Origin of the sequence: Pantoea piersonii, assembly GCF_003612015.1 — a bacterium.
Classification (GTDB): domain Bacteria; phylum Pseudomonadota; class Gammaproteobacteria; order Enterobacterales; family Enterobacteriaceae; genus Pantoea; species Pantoea piersonii.
Window position 1 is genome coordinate 998764 of sequence record NZ_RARB01000001.1, and the last position, 23035, is coordinate 1021798.

General features: G+C 61.6%; 19 protein-coding genes. 11 read left to right on the forward strand and 8 right to left on the reverse strand.

Annotated features, from left to right (window positions below; all coding sequences use genetic code 11):
• Positions 1-63 precede the first annotated feature (63 nt).
• Entirely contained in the window at positions 64-1239 is a 1176-nt protein-coding gene (manA, locus tag D7S44_RS04795) for a mannose-6-phosphate isomerase (protein ID WP_120452500.1), read from the reverse strand.
• 193 nt (positions 1240-1432) lie between these two features.
• On the opposite strand from manA, the gene fumC reads away from it, so the two are divergent.
• Entirely contained in the window at positions 1433-2830 is a 1398-nt protein-coding gene (gene fumC, locus D7S44_RS04800; RefSeq protein WP_120452502.1) for a class II fumarate hydratase, read from the forward strand.
• Between the two features lie 42 nt (positions 2831-2872).
• Here the strand turns inward: fumC and tus are convergent, their stop codons facing one another.
• Positions 2873-3802 (reverse strand): DNA replication terminus site-binding protein, encoded by a 930-nt coding sequence (tus, locus tag D7S44_RS04805; RefSeq protein WP_120452503.1) that lies wholly within the window; start codon positions 3800-3802, stop codon positions 2873-2875.
• 213 nt (positions 3803-4015) lie between these two features.
• On the opposite strand from tus, the gene D7S44_RS04810 reads away from it, so the two are divergent.
• The 3 genes from D7S44_RS04810 to D7S44_RS04820 all read left to right on the forward strand — a co-directional run bounded on the left by D7S44_RS04810 (position 4016) and on the right by D7S44_RS04820 (position 6378).
• Positions 4016-5200, forward strand: coding sequence for an MFS transporter (locus D7S44_RS04810; RefSeq protein WP_120452883.1), 1185 nt, complete (start codon positions 4016-4018; stop codon positions 5198-5200).
• Between the two features lie 192 nt (positions 5201-5392).
• A complete protein-coding gene (locus D7S44_RS04815) occupies positions 5393-5881 on the forward strand; it encodes an RrF2 family transcriptional regulator (protein WP_120452505.1) in 489 nt (162 codons plus the stop codon).
• Between the two features lie 164 nt (positions 5882-6045).
• The gene (locus D7S44_RS04820) at positions 6046-6378 is read left to right on the forward strand and encodes a hypothetical protein (protein ID WP_120452507.1); all 333 of its coding nucleotides are present in this window, start codon (positions 6046-6048) and stop codon (positions 6376-6378) included.
• A 104-nt stretch (positions 6379-6482) separates the two neighbouring features.
• On the opposite strand, the gene oqxB is transcribed toward D7S44_RS04820, so the two are convergent.
• Positions 6483-9635, reverse strand: coding sequence for a multidrug efflux RND transporter permease subunit OqxB (gene oqxB, locus D7S44_RS04825; RefSeq protein ID WP_120452509.1), 3153 nt, complete (start codon positions 9633-9635; stop codon positions 6483-6485).
• Between the two features lie 17 nt (positions 9636-9652).
• Positions 9653-10813, reverse strand: a complete 1161-nt coding sequence (locus D7S44_RS04830; RefSeq protein ID WP_120452510.1) for an efflux RND transporter periplasmic adaptor subunit — start codon at positions 10811-10813, stop codon at positions 9653-9655.
• A gap of 309 nt (positions 10814-11122) precedes the next feature.
• On the opposite strand from D7S44_RS04830, the gene D7S44_RS04835 reads away from it, so the two are divergent.
• The 3 genes from D7S44_RS04835 (at position 11123) to D7S44_RS04845 (ending at position 12260) form a co-directional block, all read left to right on the forward strand.
• Positions 11123-11467: a helix-turn-helix domain-containing protein gene (locus tag D7S44_RS04835; RefSeq protein ID WP_033747323.1), complete on the forward strand. Its 345-nt coding sequence runs from the start codon at positions 11123-11125 to the stop codon at positions 11465-11467.
• An 86-nt stretch (positions 11468-11553) separates the two neighbouring features.
• Entirely contained in the window at positions 11554-11988 is a 435-nt protein-coding gene (locus D7S44_RS04840) for a ribonuclease domain-containing protein (protein WP_120452512.1), read from the forward strand.
• A gap of 2 nt (positions 11989-11990) precedes the next feature.
• Positions 11991-12260: a barstar family protein gene (locus tag D7S44_RS04845; RefSeq protein WP_120452514.1), complete on the forward strand. Its 270-nt coding sequence runs from the start codon at positions 11991-11993 to the stop codon at positions 12258-12260.
• On the opposite strand, the gene D7S44_RS04850 is transcribed toward D7S44_RS04845, so the two are convergent.
• The 4 genes from D7S44_RS04850 to D7S44_RS04865 form a co-directional block, all read right to left on the reverse strand.
• On the reverse strand, positions 12257-14632 hold the full coding sequence (locus D7S44_RS04850) for a virulence factor SrfC family protein (RefSeq protein ID WP_120452515.1): 2376 nt from the start codon (positions 14630-14632) through the stop codon (positions 12257-12259). The two genes, D7S44_RS04845 and D7S44_RS04850, sit on opposite strands and share 4 nt — an antisense overlap.
• The gene (locus D7S44_RS04855) at positions 14629-17592 is read right to left on the reverse strand and encodes a virulence factor SrfB (protein ID WP_120452517.1); all 2964 of its coding nucleotides are present in this window, start codon (positions 17590-17592) and stop codon (positions 14629-14631) included. Before D7S44_RS04855 ends, D7S44_RS04850 begins: the two co-directional genes overlap by 4 nt.
• A gap of 2 nt (positions 17593-17594) precedes the next feature.
• A complete protein-coding gene (locus D7S44_RS04860; RefSeq protein ID WP_120452519.1) occupies positions 17595-18893 on the reverse strand; it encodes an SrfA family protein in 1299 nt (432 codons plus the stop codon).
• A gap of 162 nt (positions 18894-19055) precedes the next feature.
• Positions 19056-20231: a benzoate/H(+) symporter BenE family transporter gene (locus D7S44_RS04865; RefSeq protein ID WP_272867887.1), complete on the reverse strand. Its 1176-nt coding sequence runs from the start codon at positions 20229-20231 to the stop codon at positions 19056-19058.
• A 92-nt stretch (positions 20232-20323) separates the two neighbouring features.
• Here D7S44_RS04865 and D7S44_RS04870 point away from each other — a divergent pair, with 92 nt between their 5' ends.
• The 4 genes from D7S44_RS04870 to D7S44_RS04885 all read left to right on the forward strand — a co-directional run bounded on the left by D7S44_RS04870 (position 20324) and on the right by D7S44_RS04885 (position 23018).
• On the forward strand, positions 20324-20869 hold the full coding sequence (locus D7S44_RS04870; RefSeq protein WP_120452521.1) for a helix-turn-helix domain-containing protein: 546 nt from the start codon (positions 20324-20326) through the stop codon (positions 20867-20869).
• 79 nt (positions 20870-20948) lie between these two features.
• Positions 20949-21380, forward strand: coding sequence for a MarR family winged helix-turn-helix transcriptional regulator (locus D7S44_RS04875; RefSeq protein WP_120452523.1), 432 nt, complete (start codon positions 20949-20951; stop codon positions 21378-21380).
• An 11-nt stretch (positions 21381-21391) separates the two neighbouring features.
• Positions 21392-21949, forward strand: a complete 558-nt coding sequence (locus tag D7S44_RS04880; protein WP_120452525.1) for an isochorismatase family protein — start codon at positions 21392-21394, stop codon at positions 21947-21949.
• Position 21950: 1 nt separating this feature from the next.
• Complete coding sequence (locus D7S44_RS04885) at positions 21951-23018, forward strand: AbrB family transcriptional regulator (protein ID WP_120452526.1); 1068 nt, start codon at positions 21951-21953, stop codon at positions 23016-23018.
• The last annotated feature ends 17 nt before the right edge of the window (positions 23019-23035 follow it).

The window sequence follows — 23035 nt, forward strand, 5'->3', positions numbered from 1 at the left end:
CCGCAGGCGTTTTTCGCTAATAGATTGAAATAATAGCAGTTAGGGCCAGTTCCGTCAGCCGAATCAGCGCAATGCGTTAAAAACGCGCGCCAGACGGCCGCTTCCTGTCGCTTTCAGCGCGCCGTCGCTGGCGGGAATAAAGCAGGATTCCCCTGGCTGCAGCACCAGCTGCTGCTGGCCCAGCGTCAGCGTCGCCTGACCTTCGATACAAAACAGGATCGCCGCGCTCTCCTGAGAAAGGGTTTGCGGTTCGCTGTCCAGCGTATGAATGGCAAAGGCGAAATCTTCCACCGGGATGGGGAAGTTCAGGGCGCGATCCTGCGGCTGCGGCTGCGTAAGCAGCTGCGAGGCCGGTTTTGACTGAAACTTCACGTTGGCGAGCAGCTCGGGAATATCGATATATTTTGGCGTCAGTCCGGCGCGCAGCACGTTGTCGGAGTTGGCCATTACCTCCAGCGCCACGCCGTTCAGGTAGGCGTGCGGCGTCTCTGCATAAAGAAACATCGCTTCGCCCGGCTGCAGCGTAACCACATTCAACAACAGCGGAGAAAACAGCCCGCTGTCGTCGGGATAATCCACCGCGATCGCCTTGATCGTTTCCCAGGGCTGGCCTTCGCGCGCGTTGAGCGCGGCTTTCAGCACGTCCAGCGCCAGCGACTTCGCCTCGCCCTGCAGCGAGAGCAGAGTCGTAAAGAGCGTGGCCAGATTTTCGCTGTCGGGATGCTGCAAAAAGTGGGCAATTTGCGGATGCGCGCCCGCGACCGGCTGCAGCAGGGAGGCGATTTCCGTCAGCTCGCGAAAGCCGTTCATCGCCTGAAAGGGCGTCAGCGCATAGACCAGCTCCGGCTTATGGTTGGCGTCTTTGTAGTTGCGTTCCGCCGCATTGAGCGGAATACCCGCGGCGTTTTCGCGCGCGAAACCCTCTTCAGCCGCGCTTTTGCTCGGATGCACCTGAATCGACAGTGGCTGATCGGCGCACAGTACCTTAAACAGGAAAGGCAGTTCGCCAAAGCGCTTCGCCACCGCGTAGCCCAGCGTCGCCTCTGGCGCTGCGTCGATCACCTCGCGCAGCGAGCGGCGCTCGCCCTTGACCTCAACCTGCGAAGGGCTCTTAGGGTGCGCGCCCATCCACAGCTCCGCCATCGGCGCGCCGCCAGGATTAGGGATGCCATAGAGTTCCGTTAAGGCGGTTCTACTGCCCCACGCGTAATTTTGCAGCGAATTGACCATTTTTTGCATGATTAACCCTTTAATCACGGGAAGTTATGACGCCTATTAAAGCAGAAAATGGCGTGGAGAATACATATCAAGTGCAAACAGCGCCTCAGACTCGCATAATGTTAAATTCTTGTATGTAAGGATTCTGCGCGTCCAGGGGGCTTGCCACACTGGACGAACAATCACCACAACCTGTGCTAAAGGAGACGTAGACATGGCAGCCACTCGCATTGAAAAAGATTCAATGGGGCCCATTGATGTACCCGCAGACAAGTTATGGGGCGCGCAAACGCAGCGCTCGCTGGAACACTTCCGTATCTCGACAGAAAAAATGCCCACCGAGCTGGTCTATGCGTTAGCGCAGACCAAGCGCGCCGCCGCCACCGTGAACCGCGATCTCGGCCTGCTGCCTGCCGATCGGGCCGAAGCGATTGTCAAAGCCGCCGATGAAGTGCTGGCCGATCAGCACAGCGGCGAATTTCCGCTGGCTATCTGGCAAACCGGTTCCGGCACCCAGACCAATATGAATATGAACGAGGTACTGGCCAACCGCGCCAGTGAAATCCTCGGCGGCGAGCGCGGCATGTCGCGCCTGGTGCACCCCAACGACGATGTGAACAAAAGCCAGAGTTCTAACGACGTCTTCCCGACCGCGATGCACGTGGCGGCGGTAATCGCGCTGCGCGAAAAGCTGATCCCGCAGATTGACGTGCTGAAAAAAACGCTGAGCGAGAAATCCAGCGCCTTTAAAGATATCGTCAAAATCGGCCGTACCCACCTGCAGGATGCGACGCCGCTGACCCTGGGCCAGGAGATCTCCGGCTGGGTGGCGATGCTGGAGCATAACCTCAAACATATCGAGCAGAGCATTCCCCACCTGGCGGAACTGGCGCTGGGCGGCACCGCCGTGGGCACCGGGCTGAATACCCATCCGGAATACGCGGTGCGCGTGGCGAAAGCGCTGGCCGAACTGACGGGGCAGCCGTTCGTCACCGCGCCGAATAAGTTCGAGGCGCTGGCGACAACCGATGCGCTGGTGCATGCGCACGGCGCGCTGAAAGGGCTGGCGGCCTCGCTGATGAAGATCGCCAATGATGTGCGCTGGCTGGCCTCAGGGCCGCGCTGCGGCATCGGCGAGCTTTCTATTCCCGAGAACGAGCCGGGCAGCTCCATCATGCCGGGCAAGGTGAACCCGACCCAGTGCGAAGCGATGACGATGCTCTGCTGCCAGGTGATGGGCAACGACGTGGCCATCAATATCGGCGGCGCCTCGGGCAACTTCGAACTGAACGTCTTCCGTCCGATGGTCATTCACAACTTCCTGCAGTCGGTGCGTCTGCTGGCTGATGGTATGGACAGCTTTAACCACCACTGCGCCGTCGGCATTGAGCCGAACCGCGACCGCATTTCGCAGCTGCTCAATGAGTCGCTGATGCTGGTAACCGCGCTGAATACCCATATCGGCTATGACAAAGCGGCCGAAATCGCGAAAAAAGCGCACAAAGAGGGGCTGACGCTGAAAGGCTCAGCGCTGAAGCTGGGCTATCTTACCGAAGAGGAGTTTGACGCCTGGGTGCGTCCGGAAGATATGGTCGGCAGCATGAAGTCGTAACCGACAGAGTCAAACAAGGCCAGCGCTGCTGGCCTTGTTGCGTTATATCGGGCAGTCGACCCACAGATGCAGGCGCGGGATCAGCAGGTTGAGCGGCTCCGCCGCTGGCTTATAGCGATGCTGTACGTTATCCGCGTTGTAGTTCAGCAACTCTCCCAGCACCGGCACCTGAGTGCGGTCGCGGCAGAGCACGATAATCGGCGACGGGCAGGCGAGCTGGGTCTGCTTTTTCTCCTCGGCGCGCCAGACGCGTGCGATAGGCTGCACTTTTACCGGGCGTTTTATCTTCAGCCGCGCGGTGGCGGGCAGGGCGCGGACGCTCTCCAGCTCATCCTGCACTTTTTCCGCCCACTGTTCGCGCGTCCAGGGAGCCTGCGCGCGGTTAGCGCTCAGACTCTTCTCCAGCTGCGCGATAATCTCTTCTCGCTTCACGTTTTTAATGACGTGCTTGTTGGCCCAGCCGAAACGCAGGCTGTCCGGCGCCTGCAGCAGGGTAATAGCGCGATAGGCGTTGAGCGTAATCAGGCCGCGCAGATGCTGATGCACGAACTCAAACCGCGCCTCGCTCGGCAGGCCAGACTCCACCGTGATGATCTGCTCCAGCCGCGCCTTGTATTGATTCACCTGCGCGATTTGAGCGGTGAGGGCGGCTTCGCGTTCGCCTTCTGCTTCGATGCAGATGGCACCGGGCAGGCGGACGGCGGCTTTGGTACTCAGTTTCTCGGACTGATGCTGCATAAAAAGCCGACAGAAGTGCGCCAGCGCCATCTCGCGCGCGGCTTCGCCCAGATGCTGTTCAACGGCAATTTCGGTCACTGCGTCATGTTCGTGGCCTTTTTCGACTGGCGGCAGCGAGAACACCCGCGCGATCAAGAGCGGCTGCGCCATAATCATCTCGCGTAACTCGCCCAGCGAACGTTCGAGGCTATTGGCGCAGTCATGCAGGTCAGAAATCAGGTCGTAACGCATTATTCGTCTCCATAGTTACAACATACCTTAATGTGGCAGAGAGTGACCCGTTCTGCAATTTGCTTAAATAGTTACAACATACATATAGAGAATATTATCAAGACAGTGCAGTCTGCCAGCCTGACAGGAAAAGCAGGCCGCAGAGCGCCGTTTCGGTTTTTTCGTTATGTCATAACATGTTATAAAAGCCGCTACCTGTACAAAACGGTGATGGATGTGAATCAACAGAATAAACCCGGCGTGCTGGCGGTGGTGGTGCTGGGACTGGTGCAGATACTCTCGTGGGGCGGTTCGTTTTATCTGATGGCCGTGATGGCGGCCCCCATCGTCGCCGAAACCGGCTGGTCGCAGCAGTGGGTCTATGGCGCGCTCTCGACCGGCATTCTGGTTTCCGGCCTGCTGGCGCCGCTCAGTGGACGCATTATCGCGCGTACCGGCGGCCGCATGCTGCTGGCGCTGAGCGGGGCGGTGATGGCGGCCGGACTCGTTATCATGGGTTTAAGCCACTCGCTGCCGCTGTTTCTTGGCGCCTGGACGATTACTGGCGTCGGTATGGCGATGGGGCTTTACGATGCGCTGTTTGCCACGCTGGGTACGCGCTACGGCGGGCAGGCGCGCAGCGCAATTACCAGCATTACGCTTATCTCTGGGTTTTGCACCACGCTGGTCTGGCCCGGCACTGCGTTGCTTATTCATCTGCTTGGCTGGCGCGACGCCTGTTTCGCTATTGCCGCAATGATGCTGCTGCTGGTGTTACCGGCCTATTTTTACGCACTGCCAGATAAGTCTCTGGCTCTGAAACCGAGAGCGCCAGCCGCGCGTGCGCAGCAGAGCGATATCGCGCCGTCGCTGTTCTGGCTGTTATGCGCTATTTTCACGCTGGCCTCGGTGATCATGACGGCTATCTCAGTACAGCTGATCGCTTTGCTGCAGGCGAGCGGTTATACGCTGGCCTCTGCGCTGGGGATCAGCGCCATACTCGGGCCTTGCCAGGTAGGATCGCGGGTAGTGGATATTCTGTTTAAGCGCGGCCATCCCATCTGGACGGCGTTTTTCTCGGTGGGACTGGTGGCGCTCGGTTTGCTGGCGCTGGCGTTATTCCCGCAGTTTGCGCTGCTCAGCATGGTGCTCTACGGCGCGGGAAATGGTTTGCGCGCTATTGTGCGGGGAACTTTACCGCTGGCGATGGTCAAACCGGAGGCGTATGCCGTTGTTGTTGGTCGTATGGCGCGTCCGGCGCTTATCGGTCAGGCGCTGACGCCGGTGGCGGGCGGTTATCTGTTTGAAACGCTCGGCGCTTCCGCTACGCTGTGGATGCTTTGCGCGCTGGCGCTGCTTAACGTCGCGCTGGTTATGGCGCTTAAACAGCGACTGCCGTCGGCAGCGGCAGAGCCGCGTTAAGGGCAGGGCGAAAGCCGCTGCGCCGCGGGCTGAACAGCTTGTGCTGTCGGCAGCCGGGTTTTAATGAATACGTGCCCTGGCGCAGTAGCCTTGCTTCTAAAAAGCAACAGTGTTTGTTATATTTATTGCTCACTGAATGTTCACTTACGCGGCAATAAAACAATAAGATGCACCGCAACTCAGGATAAAGAAATGCTTGATTACCGCTTCCCGACAGCTTTGCAAATGGTTCTTAGCGTAGCGATGGCGGAGCAAATGGGTAAACGCTCGACCAGCGCCATTCTGGCATACGGCCTTGAAGCGAACCCCAGTTTCATCCGTAAGCTAATGGTTCCGCTAACCCGCGACGGCATTATTGTCTCGACGCTTGGCCGCACCGGTTCGATCCATTTAGGTCGTCCGGCCAGCGAAATCACGCTGCGCGATATTTACACCTCAGTGATTGAAGACAAAAAGCTCTGGGCGTCGCGTCCAGACGTCGCGCCGCGCTGCCTGGTCAGCGCCAATCTCTGCTGGTACTTTAAATCCATTGCGGATGAGGCCGAACAGGCGTCGCTGGACGTTCTGGAAAAACGCACCGTTGCCGACGCGCTCGAAGAGCTAAAAAAAGGCAATGAAACCGAGTGTGCAGCGGTACTTGAGCCGGGTGCGATAGAGGACCTCTGTAAAAAAAGCCGCTGATGCGGCTTTTTTTATGCCTGTCACAGGCGATGCCCTGCGGCCAGAATCCGCTGAATCTGGCGCTATAGCAAAAGAACCCGTCTAAATGGCGGGTTTTTTATTCGATTGATAATTCAGGATAAGAGTATTTTTCCGGCTGATTATTAGTTTCTAAGGAGAGAGAAATGGCGTTAATCAACTGCCCGGAATGCACTGCGCGAATCAGCGATTCAGCGTTTAAATGTCCATCCTGCGGACACCAGGTTAAAAAGCCAAAGCGGTCCCTGTTTGGAAAGATCGTGAAGATACTCTTTATTGTCTTCAATATTTTTATGATCTATGCCGTTTTCAAAGGGCTGGGGGCAAGCGGAGAGGTAGTCAACAATGCGGCTTCTGAAGCTGAGCGAGCCGGGGCTGCTTTGGGCGCGGGCATGGGAGCGATGATGCTAGGTATTCTCTGGGTGGTGGGCGATATTATCATCGGCACCCTGGTTTTCCTGACGCGTCCTAAGTCGTAATAAAAAGACTTACCACGCAAAATGATTAAAAGCCGCGAAGCGGCTTTTTTTATTTCTGCGCTGTAAGAGAGATAAAGGGCGATCCAGGGACCGCCCTTTATTCATTACGCGGTCTGCAAGGTTTCTTTCGGCGCTTTGCGCGTCACCAGTTTACGCAACGTCACGTAAAACACCGGGGTCAGGAACAGGCCGAACAGGGTGACGCCCAGCATCCCGGCGAACACGGTAATACCGGTAACGCCGCGCACCTCGGCGCCCGCGCCTTCGCCCAGAATCAGCGGCACGGTACCGGCGATAAAGGCGATAGAGGTCATCACAATAGGGCGCAGACGCAGGCGACAGGCTTCCAGCGCCGCCTCCACGATGCCTTTGCCCTGCATCTCCAGCTCCCGGGCGAACTCCACGATAAGAATGGCGTTCTTACACGCCAGCCCCATCAGCACCACCAGGCCGACCTGTACGAAGACGTTGTTATCGCCGCCCGTCAGCCAGACGCCGACCAGCGCCGACAGCATCGTCACCGGCACAATCAGGATCACCGCCAGCGGCAGCGTCCAGCTCTCATAGAGCGCGGCCAGCACCAGGAACGCGAGCAGCACCGCCACCGGGAAGACGATAAAGGCAGTATTGCCCTGTGTCGCCTGCTGATAGCTCAGATCGGTCCACTCGATATTCATGCCATTCGGCAACAGCTGACTGGACATCGCTTCCAGCTGGGTCATCGCCTGCGCGGAAGAGAGTACGCGCGGGTCGGCATCGCCAATCAGATCCGCCGCCGGATAGCCGTTATAGCGGATCACCGGATCGGGGCCGTAAGTGGTGGTGATATGCACCATGCTGCCGACCGGTACCATTTCGCCGCGATCGTTGCGGGTGCGCAGGTTGGCGATATCTTCCACGCTGTCGCGGAATTCACCGTCCGCCTGCGCCATCACGCGCCAGGTGCGGCCAAAACGGTTGAAGTCGTTAACATACGAGGAGCCGAGATAGGTTTGCAGCGTACTGAAGAGATCGGTCAGCGACACGCCCTGCGCCTTGGCTTTATCGCGATCGACCTGCACATCCAGCTGCGGCACGTTCGCCTGGTAAGAGGAGATCGGATAGTGCATGCCTGGGGTCTGCATGACCGCGCCGGAAAGGGTATTGATTGCCGTCTGCAGCGCGCCGTAGCCCAGACCCGCGCGATCCTGCACGTAGAGCGAATAGCCCGAGCCCTGGCCGAGACCCAGAATCGGCGGCGGCATAATTGAGAAGCCGAACCCTTGCTGCAGCTGAGAGATTTTCGCGTTGATTTCAGCGTTGATCTCCGCCGCGCTGTGCTTACGCTCGTTGAACGGCTTCAGGCCGAAGAACACCGTACCGGTATTCGGCGTGTTGGTGAACTGCAGCGCATTCAGGCCGGGGAAGGCGACGGAGTAGGCGACGCCTTCGGTGTTCATACCGATTTCGCTCATCTTGCGGATCATCTCGTCGGTACGTTCCAGCGATGAGCCTTCCGGCATTTTCACGCCGCCGATCAGGTAGAGCTTATCCTGCGTCGGGATAAACCCGCCCGGCACGGCGTGGAACATAAAGGCTGCGCCCGCCAGCAGCAGCACATAGACGCCGAAGACCGCGCCGCGTCGACGCAGCGTTTTGCCGACCAGCCCTTCGTAACCGTGCGCGCTGCTGTTAAAGAAGCGGTTAAACGGACGGAACAGCCAGCCGAGCAGGCGATCGATAATGCGCGTTGGAATATCTTTCGGCGCGTGGTGGTCTTTCAGCAGCTTTGCCGCCAGCGCAGGCGAGAGCGTCAGCGAGTTAATGGCGGAGATCACCGTCGAGATGGCGATGGTCACCGCGAACTGCTTATAGAACTGACCGGTAACGCCAGAGAGAAACGCCATCGGCACAAACACCGCGCACAGCACCAGCGCGATAGCGATAATCGGCCCGGAGACCTCGCGCATCGCCTGATGCGCCGCCGCCTGTGGCGAGAGGCCCAGCGCGATATTACGCTCGACGTTCTCCACCACCACGATCGCGTCATCCACCACAATACCGATAGCCAGCACCAGCCCGAACAGGCTCAGAGTATTGAGCGAAAAGCCGAGCAGATAGAGCACGCTAAAGGTGCCGACCACCGAGACCGGTACCGCCAGCAGCGGAATAATCGAGGCGCGCCAGGTCTGCAGAAACAGGATCACCACCAGAACCACCAGGGCGACCGCTTCCAGCAGCGTATGCACTACCGCGCTGATAGAGTCGCGCACGAACACCGTCGGGTCGTAAGGCGCGGCCCACTGCACATCATCCGGGAAACGCGTCGCCAGCTCGTTCATTTTGGCGCGTACCGCGTTAGAGAGATCGATGGCGTTTGCGCCGGGCGCCTGGAAAATACCGATACCGACCGCATCTTTATTATTGAGCTGCGAACGCAGCGCGTAGCTGCCGGAACCCATCTCAATGCGCGCCACGTCGCGCAACCGCACCAGCGAGCCGTCGCTTGAGGTTTTCAGAATGATATTGCCGAACTGCTGCTCGTTTTCGAGGCGGCCCGCGGTATTGATGGATAACAGAAAGTCAGACTGCTTTTTCAGCGGCTCAGCGCCGAGCTGACCAGCCGAAACCTGCACGTTCTGCTCCTGCATCGCCGTTACCACGTCGGCGGCGGTCAGGCCGCGCGCGGCCACTTTATTAGGATCGAGCCAGACGCGCATCGCATATTCGCCCGCGCCGAAGATCTGGATCTGGCCGACGCCCGGCAGGCGTGCCAGCTCATCCTTCACCTTCAGCGTGGCGTAGTTGCGCAGGTAGAGCGAGTCATACTTGCCGTGCGGCGAGAACATATGCACCACCAGCGTCAGCGTCGGCGACATCTTCTGGGTGGTGATACCGAGGCGGCGCACATCTTCCGGCAGACGCGCTTCTGCCTGCGCGACGCGGTTCTGCACCTGCACCTGCGCCTGATCGGGATCGGTGCCCGGGCGGAAGGTGACGGTGGTCACCAGCACGCCGTCGGAACCGGCCACCGACTTCATATACATCATATTTTCAACGCCGTTGATCGCCTCTTCCAGCGGCGTCGCCACGGAATCGGCGATCACCTTCGGATTCGCGCCGGGATATTCAGCGCGCACCTGCACGCTGGGCGGCACGACGTCCGGATATTCGCTGATCGGCAGCAGCGGAATGGCGATCAGGCCGGTCACAAAAATCAAAATCGACAAAACGGCGGCGAATATCGGCCGGTCGATAAAAAAGCGGGAGAAGTCCATAGCGGCAGTAGCCTCAGTTAGTTGGCGTTAGCCGCGCGCATCGCGACCTGCTGTGCCGTTACCGGCATTCCGGGCATAAACACTTTTTGCAGCCCGTCGACAATCACCCGATCGCCCGACTGCAGTCCGCTTTTCACAATGCGCAAACCTTCAGCCATCGCGCCGGGCTGAATATCGCGGCGCTGCGCCTTGCCGTCTTTGTCCACCACATAGACATATTTGCGGTCCTGGTCGGTGAGCACCGCTTTATCGTCAATCAGCAACGCCTGGAACTGTGCGCTGCCCGGCAGGCGTACGCGAGAGAAGAGGCCGGGCGTAAACTGACGCTGGCGGTTATCGAGCTGGGCGCGCATGCGGATGGTACCGGTGCTGGCGGTAAGCTGGTTGTCGGTAAAATCGACCATGCCGCGGTGCGGATAGCCGTTTTCGCCCGCCAGGCCGATCTCGACCGGCAGCGACCCGCGCTGCTCTCCCTGACGCGCCATCGCCTGGTAATGAAGGAAGGTGGTTTCATCGACATCGAAGTAGACATACATGCGATCCTGCGACACCAGCGTGGTAAGCACGCTGGCGCTGTCGCCGGCGGTCACCAGGTTGCCGGTGGTGATCATGGCGCGGCTGGCGCGTCCGTCGATCGGCGCGGTCACGCGGGTAAAGTCAAGATTGAGCTGCGCCATATCCACGGCCGCTTCAGCGGAGAGCATGTCCGCCTGCGCCTGGCTGGCGGCAGAGCGACGCTGCTCCCACTGCTCGCGTGAAATCGCCTGAGTGCCGATCAGCTTTTCGGTACGCGCCGATTCGCTGCGCGCCAGCGCGGCCTGACTGCGGGCGCGCGCCAGTTCGGCTTTCGCCTGCTCCAGCGCGGCGCGGTAGGTGCGATCATCGATAGTGAACAGCACCTGGCCTTTTTTTACTTCGTCGCCTTCACGGTAGTTCACGGCGTCGATATAGCCGGAGACGCGCGGACGCAGCTGGACGCTCTGTACCGCCTCGATGCGCCCGTTAAAGCTGTCCCACTGGCTGACCGGTTTCACCACCACATCGGCGACGCTGACCTGAGGGGGCGGCGGCGGGGCGTTTTGCGCCACGCCTTTGTCACATCCGCTGAGTATGCTGCTTAGCAGCACCGCGCCCAGAAGGGTTGAACCCTGACGAACCCACTTCGTTTGTCTGTTCATTATTGTTATTCCGCATAGCGTTAGAAAAGAGCCCACAAGGGCGGGCCAATATTTGCAACTTTTAAGATTGCAATTTATCGCGAGGAGTGTAGGCTCGGGTATCCAGCAACTGCAAGAATATCTGATACACTTTATGTGCGGTTTTGGTTGATGCAGTGCGCAGGCGTGGCGGGGCGGAGAATGACCTTACGGCGAGTGCGGCATTTAATGTATCAATCCAACTTGCATTAAATGGCAAAGTCAGTCACCCTTAAAGTGTAATTGCAACTGATACTGATACTGTTCGCAACGGCGACGGGAGAAAATGGGATGATGAGCGACGCATTTATTCACGATCTAATCGACTGGATTGATAACAACATCGAAGCACGTCTGGATCTGGACACCGTATCGGAGCGCGCAGGCTATTCCAAATGGCACCTGCAGCGTATGTTTAAAGAGCACACCGGCTACCCGCTGGGTGAGTACATTCGCATCAAGAAACTGAAAAAATCCGCGGATCGTCTGACCACCACCAACGAGCCTATCCTCAACGTAGCGATTTCGCTGGGCTTCGACTCGCAGCAATCCTTCAACCGCAGCTTTAAACGTCAGTATGGCGTCGCGCCAGGCGCATGGCGTCGCCATGGGGCGCAGATGCAAGCGATGCAGTGATCCCCGCAGGGCCAGCATTGCTGGCCCGCGCTGCATCTCAACGTTAAAGCTGGTATCATCAGCGTCCTGTTGTCTGGGATGCCATCATGTCGAAAAAACTCTGGATTGCACTGGTTATCGTGCTTGCGGCCGCCTGGGCCGGTTTTAAACCCCATCTGAATTCTTTGCCTTCATCAAACGCCAGCGATATCACCTCGCTGACGGATGCGCGCACCGTGGCGCGTTACCTGCTGCAACATCAGCAGCTGCCAGCCTATTACATCAGCAAAAACGACGCGCGCCGCCTCGGCTGGGATCCAGCCAAAGGCAACCTGTGCGAGGCGCTGCCGGGCAAGGCGATCGGCGGCGATCGCTTTGGCAACCGTGAAAAGCGCCTGCCGCAGCGCAGCGGACGCTTATGGTATGAGGCGGACGTCAACTATCGCTGCGGTCATCGCGAGGCGGACCGGCTGGTCTACTCCTCAGACGGCCTGGTCTATATCACTACCGATCATTACCGCAGCTTTAAGCAGGTGCCCTGAAGATGCTGAAGATTACGCTCGATTTTCATCGCCTGCCGAATCGCGACGCGCTCTATCAGACGCTGGCGCAGCAGAGCCATTGCCCGTTCGCCTTCGGCAATAATCTCGACGCGCTGTGGGACTGGCTGACCGGCGGCATGGCGCTGCCGGCGCGTATTCATCTGCGCCATGCGGCGGGCCTGGAAAAGAGCGACGAATTCGCCGCCGTGCTGGAACTGCTGGAAGAGGCGGCGCAGGCGCTGGACGGCGACCTGCGCCTGAAGCGGGATTAGCTGCGCAGCGTGTTAAGGATGGCGGCCAGAGCCTCGCGCGCCGCAGGCGTGACATCGCGGCCACCGGCGTACCCGTTGTTCTCGAGGATCACCGAATTCAGGCCCACCAGCCAGTCATAAATATAGTAGGCGGTATGGTTGGCCGGCGCGGCGGATAAGCGCGTCAGACGCTGCCCGGCGGAAAAGTTGACGCTCGGCGCGGGCGGACGCGCAAAAACAGGCTGACCGCGATTGACGCGGCTCGGCGGCCGCTCGGCGTCGTCGCGCTGTAAAAAACCCAGCCAGGCGACAAAATCACCCAGCACCGTCATCGCGCGGGACACCTGGCGATCGGCGCGCGATTCATGGCTAACGGACGGGTTTTCCGGTTCATGCAGCGCCTGCTCCAGCGAAGTCAGCATATCGAGACGGAAGCTGGCAACAATCAACTCCTCTACCAGCCACTCCAGCGTAACGCGATCCACATTCAGCAACGTCAGCAGGCTGCGGTTCTCCGGCAGTTCGCGCAGATGATCGAGCCACAGCGCCATCACCTGACGGGCAAAACTCTGACCGGCGGCGCTGACGTGATGCGGCACGCTCGCAGGCTCCGCCAGCGGCGTATCGCTAAAGAGATCGAATTCAAATCCGACGCCGAAGTGCTGTGCCGGCGCCTCTGTGCGGATCGCGGCGGCGGTGGCGGGCGCGTCATGCTGGCTGAGCCAGAGCTGACGCAGCGCTTCCCGCGGCGGCTGCAGCCGCTCCAGCAGTTCGCCGTGCAGGCCGGTGCGGTGCTGCAGACATTTCAGCAGCGAATCGGCGATGGTCTGTTTGCGCGCGGCCTGCTCAGGGCTGGCGTCGGCTTCGGTCCAGGGCAGCAGGCGACGTTCCAGCACGCTGTGCTGCAGGTCGCGCAGCTCTGTCAGCAGCCTGTCGCGGCGCGCATCCGGCTGCATCTCTTCCTGAAGCCACTCCGCCATCCGATCAACGCCGGCGCGATCGAGCGCCAGCATTGAGCCCCAGCGCTGGCCGGGCTGGCCGATCTGGCGCTGCACCGCCTCATCCACGTTGATCTGCTGATGACGCGCATCGTAAGGGGTAATCGCCCAAATCAGGCGCGGCTTTTCGCCGCTTTCCCGCGGCGGCTGATGCAGCTGCCATTCGCGCAGGGCGCGGCTGGCGAGATCGGCATCCTGCCGCTGGCTGGCGGCGGTACAGACCAGCATTAAATCGATCCCCTGGCGCGCGGCGTAGAGGCCGGGCAGCAGGGCGCGTTTCTGTTCCAGCAGCCGTGCGCGCAGCGGATCCTGCTGTTCCAGCCGCTGGCGCTCCTCCAGCGCCGCCGCATCGGCGGGCGCGCCGGGCGCAGGCAGATCCAGCATATCGGCGTCGTCATAGAGGGCGGTGCGCGGCGTCGAGCTCAGAGGAAGCACCAGCTCCAGCGTCAGCAGCGCCAGCCAGCCGAGCGGCACCTGCTGCGGCTTGCCGATGCGGTTGCCGTTAAGCGGGCAGACTTCCACCTTCATCTGGCGATCCTGCTCGCTGGCGTGCGCGATCAGCTGCTCGCTCGGCAGCAGCGCGTCGTCGACCAGCAGGCTGAGCGGCGCCAGCACGCGGCTGGCGCTGCGCAGCTGATGGCGTAAATGCAGCAGCGCGCGCAGCGCCTCGCTCAGCTCCGGCTGGGTCGGCCACAGCAGCGCAAAAAGCTGTACCCGATCGTCCACGCTGAGCGCGGGGGCAAGCTCTACCGCCTGCGGCCAGAAATGGCGATCGAGCCGCGCGTCGTGACAGCGGTGACGGCGGCTCCAGGCCCAGAGCGTGACCAGCGCGTCGCTGTCGAGTCCGCCGACCGGCGTAGTGAGGCGCTGACGCTGCAGGCGCTGCAGCTGCTGATCGAGATGCGTGCTTTCCGGCTGCGGCGCTTCGCCGCGGCAGCTCAGCACCAGACGTACAATTTCCGCCTCGCTCAGCAGCGCCAGCTCTACCGGCCATTCGCTGGAGAGCGCTTCGCGCTGGTGGCAGTAGCGGGTCGCGGCGGCAAAATCGAGATTGCCGGGGTTGATCTGCTGAAAAACGTTCAGCGTCTTTTCGCCGAGGCGCGTCAGCATCTGGCCCTGCGCGTCGGCGACCATTTCGTTCAGCAGCCAGGCTTTGCCCGCCTGTGACTGGCCGAACAGCGCCAGCGTAACCGGGCGCGCCACCTGCTGGGCCAGCGCATCGCTCTGGGCGCGGGCGCGGCGCAGCTGGCGCGTAAAGGTGTCCGCTTCCAGCGCCAGACGCGGCGACGCGTCGCGGTGTTCGGCAACCCACTCCAGGCTGGCGTTGAGCGCCTCCTGCAGCAGGCCAAGACGTTTTGCCAGCGTTTGCGGCTGGCGGGGCTTTACAGTTCTCATCGTTTACAAAGGCTTCCGCTGTCAATCCAGTACTGGGCGTTGGCGTTGCCCGTCGGCGAGAGAGTATTAAGCTTCAGGCTCAGCTGTTCAAGCGGCACGCGCGTGCCGTCGTCCAGACGCGCGTCGCTCAGCACCAGACGCTCCGGGCCGGGTAGCGTCGGGCCCGGCGCTACCGCCAGCTTCACGCGCAGCACGCTCTCCCCGGCGACTTTACGCGCCAGCTGGGCGTCGTTCAGCGTCAGGCTGTAGAGCGGCGAAGCGGGCCAGCGGGCATTATCCAGCTGGCGGAAGCCAAGACAGACGTTGCCGCGAATACGGAAGCTGCTCTTACGATCCAGTGCGAAACCCTGATCGTCGAGATCGATATCGCTGTAGCAAAGGTTATCGTCGGTCAACGCCTGGTTCTCGTCGAGCACGCCGAGGTAGCGAATGGTTGAGTAGGGTTCGAAATCGCCCGCGCGGAACCAGAAGCTGTTCAGACGCAGATCCAGCGCCAGCAGGCAGAGCATCGCGCCGACCGCCGCGGTGGATTTCGGGTTATCAATACGACCATGTTTGTTGAAGGGATACCAGTCGCTGGTGTGATAGCCCTCCAGCGACAGAATGCGGCTGCCCGGCAGCGGCTGCAGATGGCGCACCAGCGCCTGAATGCCGGGGAAGCGCGACGGCCGACCGGTGAGCAGCAGCACGTCGCACTGATAGAGCGACACCACCTCGCACATCGAACGCAGCGCCGGAATAATCGCCATGCGGTGCTGCATAAACTCGGCGTGCAGCTGCGCCAGGCTGACGATCAGCGGCACTTCAAGCAGATCGAAACCGCTGCCAGCGCCCAGCGCACGCTGGATTTCGCCGTTGATAAAGGCGAGCACCGCGTCGGCCGGCGGGCTGGCCACCAGTTCGCCGAACAGGGCGTTGATCTCCGCATGGCTCTCCAGCGGGTCCCAGTTCTCATACCGCTCCAGCACCGCCTGCGCCAGCGGAATAAACAGCTGCAGCGTCGCCTGCTGGCGCAGCGTGGCCTGACCGTCGAGGCGGCCGTCATGGCCGAACAGCTTGTTCAGCAGCGGCTCGGCAAGGGCGAGGCCCGCCTTTTGCAGGCTCTGCTGCAGAGCGGGCAGGATCCAGAGCTGAATGACGTCCAGCAGAATATCGTCGCCCGCGACCTTGAATCCCTCGCGGAACAGCAGGCGCGGAGTAATTTTGACGTTATTGCCCTGGCCATCATCGAGACGGTAGTGGGTGATCGCCAGATCGGTGGTGCCGCCGCCGATATCGATCGAGGCGATGCGCAGGCTTTTGCCCGGCACTTCATCCGTTTCGCGCGGCCGATCCGGGCGCGCGGTGCTGCTGAAGAAATCCTGCGCGCGGCCGGCGAAATTGACCTGGGTTTCGTTAAACAACCATACCATCTGGCCGCAGGTCGCTTCGTCCCACTCCATCTGCACGTCCGGCACCGGCTTGCGGCATGCTGGCGGCGCATCGGCGTCGAACGGCTCGTCGGCGGCGTGCCAGCCTTCCGCTTTCCACACCAGCGCGATCGCCTGCTGCATGCGGCGACGGAAAATCTCGCGCTCCGGCTTCGGCATTGCCGACGGCAGGGTAAGAATGACGTGGCGCAGCTGACGCGGCGCGTGGCTCTGCGGCATACGCTGACGCTGGGCCGCGCTGTTCATCTGCATCAGCGCCTGTGCCAGCAGTTCGCACAGCATAAAGGTCATCAGCGAGCTGCGGCTGTAGTGCGCGGAAAAAACCGGCAGGCGGTCGTCGGCGGAGAGCGCGTGCAGCGGCTCGCCTTCATCATTGAGCAGAAAAGTGAAGGGCGCGGCGTTGGCCTGAGGCTCGTTCGCGCCGTGCGGCTGGTTAAAGCGCCAGCCTGGCTGATAGCGCGCCTCGTCCCACAGATAGCGGCGCGGGCTGGAGATGCCGGTGCTGCCGTCAAGACCGGCGCGCTGCAGCGCCAGGCGGCTCGCTTCGCGGCCGACGCGCGTCAGCGACGGCCACATAAAGGCGTTTTCGCGGCCGCTCTGTAGCGAAAAGCTCGCCTTGCCGAAATGGGTTTCTGCGAACTCCAGGCGGCTGTCGAACAGTTCGTTGTAGACCTGATGCGGCTGCGAGAGGTCGCGAAGCTGCAATTCGTATGTCTGTTTCAGGCCATTGCTCTCTTCGGGATGATCTTCCACCAGAATGCCGCAGGTATGCGAGTTGCCGACGTCGAGAATAATGTCGACATTAACCGCGGGCGTCTGCTGGGTGGCGGCCTGGAGATGGATATCGCTGAGGTTGAGCTGCTCGCCGAGCAGCTCCAGCAGGTTGAGGTAGTGCGCCTGATACTCAAACTCGCGCAGCGCCTGCGCGATTGCCTGTTCGCGGCGATCGCCGACGCGGTCGCTGAATGCCTCGCGCAGCCAGCCGTCGACCCAGATATGATCGAGAAACTCGCCCAGCTCATAGTTATGCCAGGCGAGAGAAAAGGTCACGCCGTTTTGCGCGTCGGCGGAGGTGAGGCCGAGCTGCTCGCCGCCATCCTCTTCCGCTACGCAGCGGGTATCGAATGCCAGCGTCACGCGATGGGTATTGCCCGCCGCATCGGGCTGCGCCAGCGCCGTGAGGCGCAGACGCGCCCAGTTTTCCGGGCCGCCGATAAAACGACGGCCGCTGGCGCAGCGCAGCATCGGCAGCGGCAGCCAGCAGTCAGCCAGCAGCGTCAGCGAGTCGGCCAGCGCCACGTCCGATTCCGGACGCACCACTTCCGGCGCGCCGCCGTCCTGCGGATAGAGCAGAAACTTGCCGCTGTTGCCGTCAACGTTCAGGCGCAGCAGCGGACCATTCGCCGTCTGGCGCACAAACTGGCGGCGCGCCTGACCTGCGGCGATGCGCAGGCCAAAATCCAGAAACTGTACGCCGCTCTCTTCAATCAGCGTGATTTTTTGTTTGTCATCGATCAGGGGAGCCAACATGGTTACTTACTCTCACGCTTAATCGTCATCGGGAAGGATTTGTTGTCGCTGAACAGCGCTTCGCACACGGCGGCACCGTCTCCCGGTTTACACATCAGCTGCGGCATGCGGTAGCGCGAACCGTCGCTGCATTTGGCAGTATAGCGGCTGCGAACCGACAGCTGACCGCTGCCGAGCATGGCGGCGGTGACTTCGTCGGCGGTGCAGCGCAGATTATTACCCTGGGTGACCGTGGCGCTGCCTTTGCCTGCGCTGAGCTCATAGTGCAGCACCGGCGAAGCGCCGCCCGGCAAGGAATTCTGCATCACCACGCGCCAGCGCCCGTCGACGACGTTAATTGCGCCGTTGCGAACATCCTCCACGCTCATTTTCAGCGCGGCGTCTGCGGCAACCGGTACGGCAGGCGTCACTACGCTGGCGAGCGTTGCGGAAGGAGCAGAGGGGTCGGCGGGCCTGGCGACGCTTGCTGGCGTCTGCGGCAGGGTTGAGGCGAGTTTCTGCGCGGCGATCAGCGCGGCTGGGGGCGCGATAGTCGCGGCGACCGGCGCGGCCGGTTGCGGCGCGGCGACGGGGGTCGGCTGAGGCTGATGCAGCCAGAAAGCGGCCGCGGCGGCAACGGCCAGCGCGACCGGCGCGAGATACCCGATGCGGAAGGCGCGGCGCGGCGCGGGCGGCGCCACAACCGGCGGCGCTTCGGCGGCAGGTTCAGGCTGCGGCTCAGGCTCAGGCTGTGTCTCCGGCTCCGCGATAATCAGCGGCATCTCCGGCTGCGGCTCGACCACCACCGGTTCCGGCAGCAGCGACGGCAGAGATTCATCCAGCGTATCGCGCAGGCAGGCGAGCGCATCGTCGCGCGTGCGCGCCTGTGCGTCGACAAATCCCCAGAAGGTGATTACCGGCTTGCCATCCACCAGAAAGACATACTGCTGATCGGGAAACTGCAGCGCTTTGGCCAGCAGCGCGCCGAACAGACGCATCGCCGGGTTGTCAGCTTCGCGCGCGCGTGCGCTGAGATCCTGCATCTCCTGCTGCGTCGCCGTCAGCTGATCCAGCGCCTGACGGCGCTCATGATCGCTGGCCCCGAGCCAGGATTTTACTTTGCCGCTGAACGGCGCATACCAGTCGAGGCGGTCGCCGCGCTCGTTTGGCTGGGGAATGGCCAGGCAGTTTGCCAGTGCCGTCTGACGACGCAGACGTAGCGTTTCACGAATTTGCAGGGCGGATGCGTAGACCGGCTGGCCGTTTTCACCCAGCGCCAGCACCGCGTCAAGATTGCCGCTGCGCAGAAAAGTTTTTGCCACCTGTTGGGCCCTTATCGGTCGAATTCTGAGGCAGAAAATCGTGTGTTATCGGCGATTGGAGTGATTTTACGCGGAGCAAGAGCAAATCAAACGCCGGAAAAAACGATAATTAAGGGCGTTTTTCGCGCGCTGCGATGAAAAATATGCAGCGCGCCCAGGTGATTAAGCGGCGCGACGCTTCAGCACGGCATGCGCCAGCAGACCGCCGACCAGCCCCCAGAAGGCAGCGCCGATACCGAACAGCGAGAGGCCGGACGCGGTAATCAGAAAAGTAATGGCGGCGATATCGCGCGTATCGGGTTCCGCCAGCGCGCGCGTCAGGCTGCCGCTGAAGGTCGACAGCAGCGCCAGACCGGCAAGGGTGGCGATCAGCGGCGGCGGCAGCGCGACAAACAGCGTGGCGACCAGCGCGCCAGAGAGCCCGGCCAGCAGATAAAAAACGCCTGCCAGTGCGGCGGCCATCCAGCAGCGGCGCGGGTCGGCGTCTACCTCTTCGCCCATGCAGATGGCGGCGGTAATCGCGGCGATACAGACGGAAAACCCGCCAAACGGCGACAGCAGCAGGGCGACCAGACCGGTCCAGCTCATCAGCGCGGAGACCGGCGGCTGATAGCCGTGCGCCTGCAGCGTGGCGATGCCTGGCGCATTTTGCGACGCCATGGTCACCAGGAAAAACGGCAGGCCGATGCCCAGCAGCGCGGTCAGGCTAAAGTGCGGCATAATGCCCTGCGGCAGCGCGAAGCTCGCCGCATCCGCCGGGAAATGAATCGCGTGCCGCGCCAGCGCGACCGCAACGCCCACTGCCAGCGTGGCTAAAATGGCGTAGCGCGCCAGCCAGCGTCGCGCCAGCAGCCAGACGAGACACATCGCGCCGCACAGCGCAAAATCGCTCTGCAGGCCGGTAAACGCCTCAAGGCCAAAGCGCAGCAGAATGCCGGCGAGCATCGCCGACGCCAGCGCAGGGGGAATGATATTCATCAGGCGCGCAAACAGCCCGGTGACGCCGCTCAGCACAATCAGTGCGTTGGCGAAGATAAACACGCCGACCGCTTCATTAATCGAGAGGCCGTGAAGGCTGGTCGCCAGCAGCGCCGCGCCAGGCGTGGACCAGGCGCAGAGGATCGGCATCCGCGTCCAGAGAGAGAGGCCGAGCGAGCCTACCCCCATCGCAATGCCCAGCATCGACAGCCAGCCGCCGATCTGTGTCGCAGAAGCACCCGCAGCCTGCGCGGCCTGAAAAATAATGGCCGCTGAGCTGCTGTAGCCGACCAGCACGGCGACGAAACCAGAGACCACAATCGGAAATGAAAAGGCGGATCGCGCCATGATGCGCTGCATAAAACCTCCCTCGTGCGTTATAGCGCACATCGTAGCACTGTGCGCTATAGCGCTCAAGTGCTACACTGCCGCCATGTTTTCAGGAGAAGCCTATGGAAAATCTGCATCAGCATCTCAGCGAGGCGCTGAAACAGCTGCGCCAGGCGAACGGCTGGAGCCTGACGCTGGCTGCGGAGCGCACCGGCGTCAGCAAAGCGATGCTCGGCCAGATCGAGCGCGGCGAGTCCAGCCCGACGGTGGCGACGCTATGGAAAATCGCCACCGGTTTTAACGTCCCGTTTTCTTTTTTTATTCAGGGCAACGGGCTGCAGAGCGGCGAGTCCGCACGCTTCAGCCAGCTCAACGCGCAGATGACGGTGCGGCCGCTGCTGCCTTACGATGCGCAGCTGCGCTTCGATTTGCTGGCGGTAGAGCTGGCGGCGGGGGCGCAGAGCGACTCATCCCCTCATGAAAGCGGCTGCATAGAGCAGGTGGTGGTGATAGAAGGCGAACTGCTGCTCGGCATGCGCGGCGTCTGGCGCAGGCTGCAGGCGGGCGAAGCGTTGCAGTTCGAAGCCGACGTGGCGCACAGCTATCGCAATCCGCTTGCCACGCCGCTGCGTTTTCACAGTCTGATCCACTACCTGAAACGTCCCTGACCTTACAAATTGATACGAAGGTAAACTACACAGTTTACCTTCGTATCTCTATACTTGCGCTAACGTAAGGAGAAAGGCGATGAGCGAACTGACTGAAGCCGCCGCGATGCTGCGCATGGCGACAGGCAAGCTAAGCCGTCGGCTGCGCGAATCCGCGCCGCCGGGCGATCTCACCTGGTCACAGGTGTCGGTGCTGGGGTATCTGGTGCGCGATGGCGCGATGACCATTACCGAGCTGGCCACGGCGGAAGGGGTACGCACCCAGTCGATGGGCGCAACCGTCGCCAGCCTGCTGACGGTGGGCATGGTGCAGGGCGAAGCGGATCCGCACGACGGACGCAAAACCCGCTACTCGCCGACGCCAGCCGCCCGCGCGCTGATTGCCGCTAACCGCGCCATGCGCGATGACTGGCTGGTGCGCGCTATCGATACGCAGCTCAGCGCCAGCGAGCAGCAACTGCTGCTCTCCGCTATACCCTTACTGCAACGACTCGCCGACAACGCATCCTGAGAGGACTTTCCATGGCTCTGACGACCCTTGATACCCAAACCGCACTGATTATCATCGACCTGCAACACGGCATTGTCCGCCTGCCGGTGGTGCACGAGCCGCAGCCGGTAATCGACCTCTGCGCACAACTTGCCGAAGGGTTCCGCGCCCGTCAGCTGCCGGTCGTGCTGGTGAACGTCGCCGGCGGCGCGCCGGGCCGTAACGAACAGGGCCGCCACAGCGGCGAGCTGCCCGCCGACTGGGCGACGCTGGTGCCAGAGATGACGCCGCAGCCGGGCGATATCACCGTGACCAAGAAAACCTGGGGCGCATTTCACAATACCGAACTGCACGCCGAGCTGCAGAAGCGCGGCGTAACGCAGGTAGTGGTATGCGGCATCGCCACCAGCATCGGTGTGGAATCCACCGCGCGTCAGGCGTATGAATTAGGTTACAACGTCACGCTGGCCACCGACGCCATGACCGATCTTAACCTCGATACCCACAATAACAGCGTCAGCCTGATATTCCCGCGTCTTGGCGAGACGGGCAGTGCCGCCGACGTGCTGGCGCTGATCAACGCGCGCTAAGATGGCTATCGCGCAGGCGGGCCTGACGCGCTGGGCCGGGCTGATCTTCAGCTCGGCGGCGCTGGTAGCGGCGCTGGAGTGGCTGCATATTCCGGCTGCGCTGCTGCTTGGCCCGATGTTCGCGGCCATTGGCTTTGCCGCCTCTGGCCGCGCGCTGAAAATATCGCGGCCGCTGTTCAACTGCGCCCAGGCGACGGTCGGTGCGATGATCGCTGCGGCGATCCCCGCCTCAATATTTCATGAAATCGCCGACGACTGGCCGCTGTTTGTGCTGTGCGTCGGCTCGGTGATTGTCGCCAGCCTGGCGCTCGGTGGCCTGCTGGCGCGTTTTCGCGTGCTGCCAGGCTCGACGGCTATCTGGGGTTCGTCGCCCGGCGCGGCAACGGCCATGACCCTGATGGCGGAGAGCTTTGGCGCCGACGTGCGCCTTGTCGCTTTTATGCAATATCTGCGCGTCATGATGGTAGCGCTGGTCGCGACGCTGGTGACGCGCTTCTGGGCAGGCGGCGACGGCGCACCAGCAGCATCGCCCGCGCTCAATCTCTTCGCGCCTTTTGCGCCGTTATCCTTTCTCTTTACCTTACTGACCATTGCCGCAGGCGTGCTGGCGGCGCGGCTGTTGCGTATTCCCGCCGGTCCGATGCTGATGACGCTGATTGTTGCCTCAGTGGTGCAGGATGTCGGCTGGGTCGACATTACTTTGCCGAAATGGCTGCTGGCGCTGGCTTACGCCTTTGTCGGCTGGGGTATCGGCCTGCGCTTCAGCGCCGAGATCCTGCGCTATGCGGCGCACGCCTTCCCGCGCGTGCTGCTGTCAGTGCTGACACTGATAGCCATCTGCGGCCTGTTCGCCTTTTTACTGGTGAAGTTTGCCGGTATCGATCCGCTGACCGCCTATCTGGCGACCAGCCCGGGCGGCGCCGATTCAGTGGCGATTATTGCCGCGTCGAGCAACGTTAATATGCCTTTTGTGATGGCGATGCAGACCGGGCGTTTTATCGTGGTGATGTTCACCGGCCCGATTTTGTCACGCTGGATCGCCAGCTGGATGGCGCGGCGCGAGAAATAACGATCGCCCCGGCGCTG

Coding starts and splice junctions, on each gene's coding strand:
- manA (WP_120452500.1), bottom strand. CDS start 1,239: ATGCAAAAAATGGTCAATTCGCTGCAAAATTACGCGTGGGGCAGTAGA.
- fumC (WP_120452502.1), top strand. CDS start 1,433: ATGGCAGCCACTCGCATTGAAAAAGATTCAATGGGGCCCATTGATGTA.
- D7S44_RS04815 (WP_120452505.1), top strand. CDS start 5,393: ATGCTTGATTACCGCTTCCCGACAGCTTTGCAAATGGTTCTTAGCGTA.
- D7S44_RS04820 (WP_120452507.1), top strand. CDS start 6,046: ATGGCGTTAATCAACTGCCCGGAATGCACTGCGCGAATCAGCGATTCA.
- oqxB (WP_120452509.1), bottom strand. CDS start 9,635: ATGGACTTCTCCCGCTTTTTTATCGACCGGCCGATATTCGCCGCCGTT.
- D7S44_RS04830 (WP_120452510.1), bottom strand. CDS start 10,813: ATGAACAGACAAACGAAGTGGGTTCGTCAGGGTTCAACCCTTCTGGGC.
- D7S44_RS04835 (WP_033747323.1), top strand. CDS start 11,123: ATGATGAGCGACGCATTTATTCACGATCTAATCGACTGGATTGATAAC.
- D7S44_RS04840 (WP_120452512.1), top strand. CDS start 11,554: ATGTCGAAAAAACTCTGGATTGCACTGGTTATCGTGCTTGCGGCCGCC.
- D7S44_RS04845 (WP_120452514.1), top strand. CDS start 11,991: ATGCTGAAGATTACGCTCGATTTTCATCGCCTGCCGAATCGCGACGCG.
- D7S44_RS04850 (WP_120452515.1), bottom strand. CDS start 14,632: ATGAGAACTGTAAAGCCCCGCCAGCCGCAAACGCTGGCAAAACGTCTT.
- D7S44_RS04855 (WP_120452517.1), bottom strand. CDS start 17,592: ATGTTGGCTCCCCTGATCGATGACAAACAAAAAATCACGCTGATTGAA.
- D7S44_RS04865 (WP_272867887.1), bottom strand. CDS start 20,231: ATGCAGCGCATCATGGCGCGATCCGCCTTTTCATTTCCGATTGTGGTC.
- D7S44_RS04870 (WP_120452521.1), top strand. CDS start 20,324: ATGGAAAATCTGCATCAGCATCTCAGCGAGGCGCTGAAACAGCTGCGC.
- D7S44_RS04875 (WP_120452523.1), top strand. CDS start 20,949: ATGAGCGAACTGACTGAAGCCGCCGCGATGCTGCGCATGGCGACAGGC.
- D7S44_RS04880 (WP_120452525.1), top strand. CDS start 21,392: ATGGCTCTGACGACCCTTGATACCCAAACCGCACTGATTATCATCGAC.
- D7S44_RS04885 (WP_120452526.1), top strand. CDS start 21,951: ATGGCTATCGCGCAGGCGGGCCTGACGCGCTGGGCCGGGCTGATCTTC.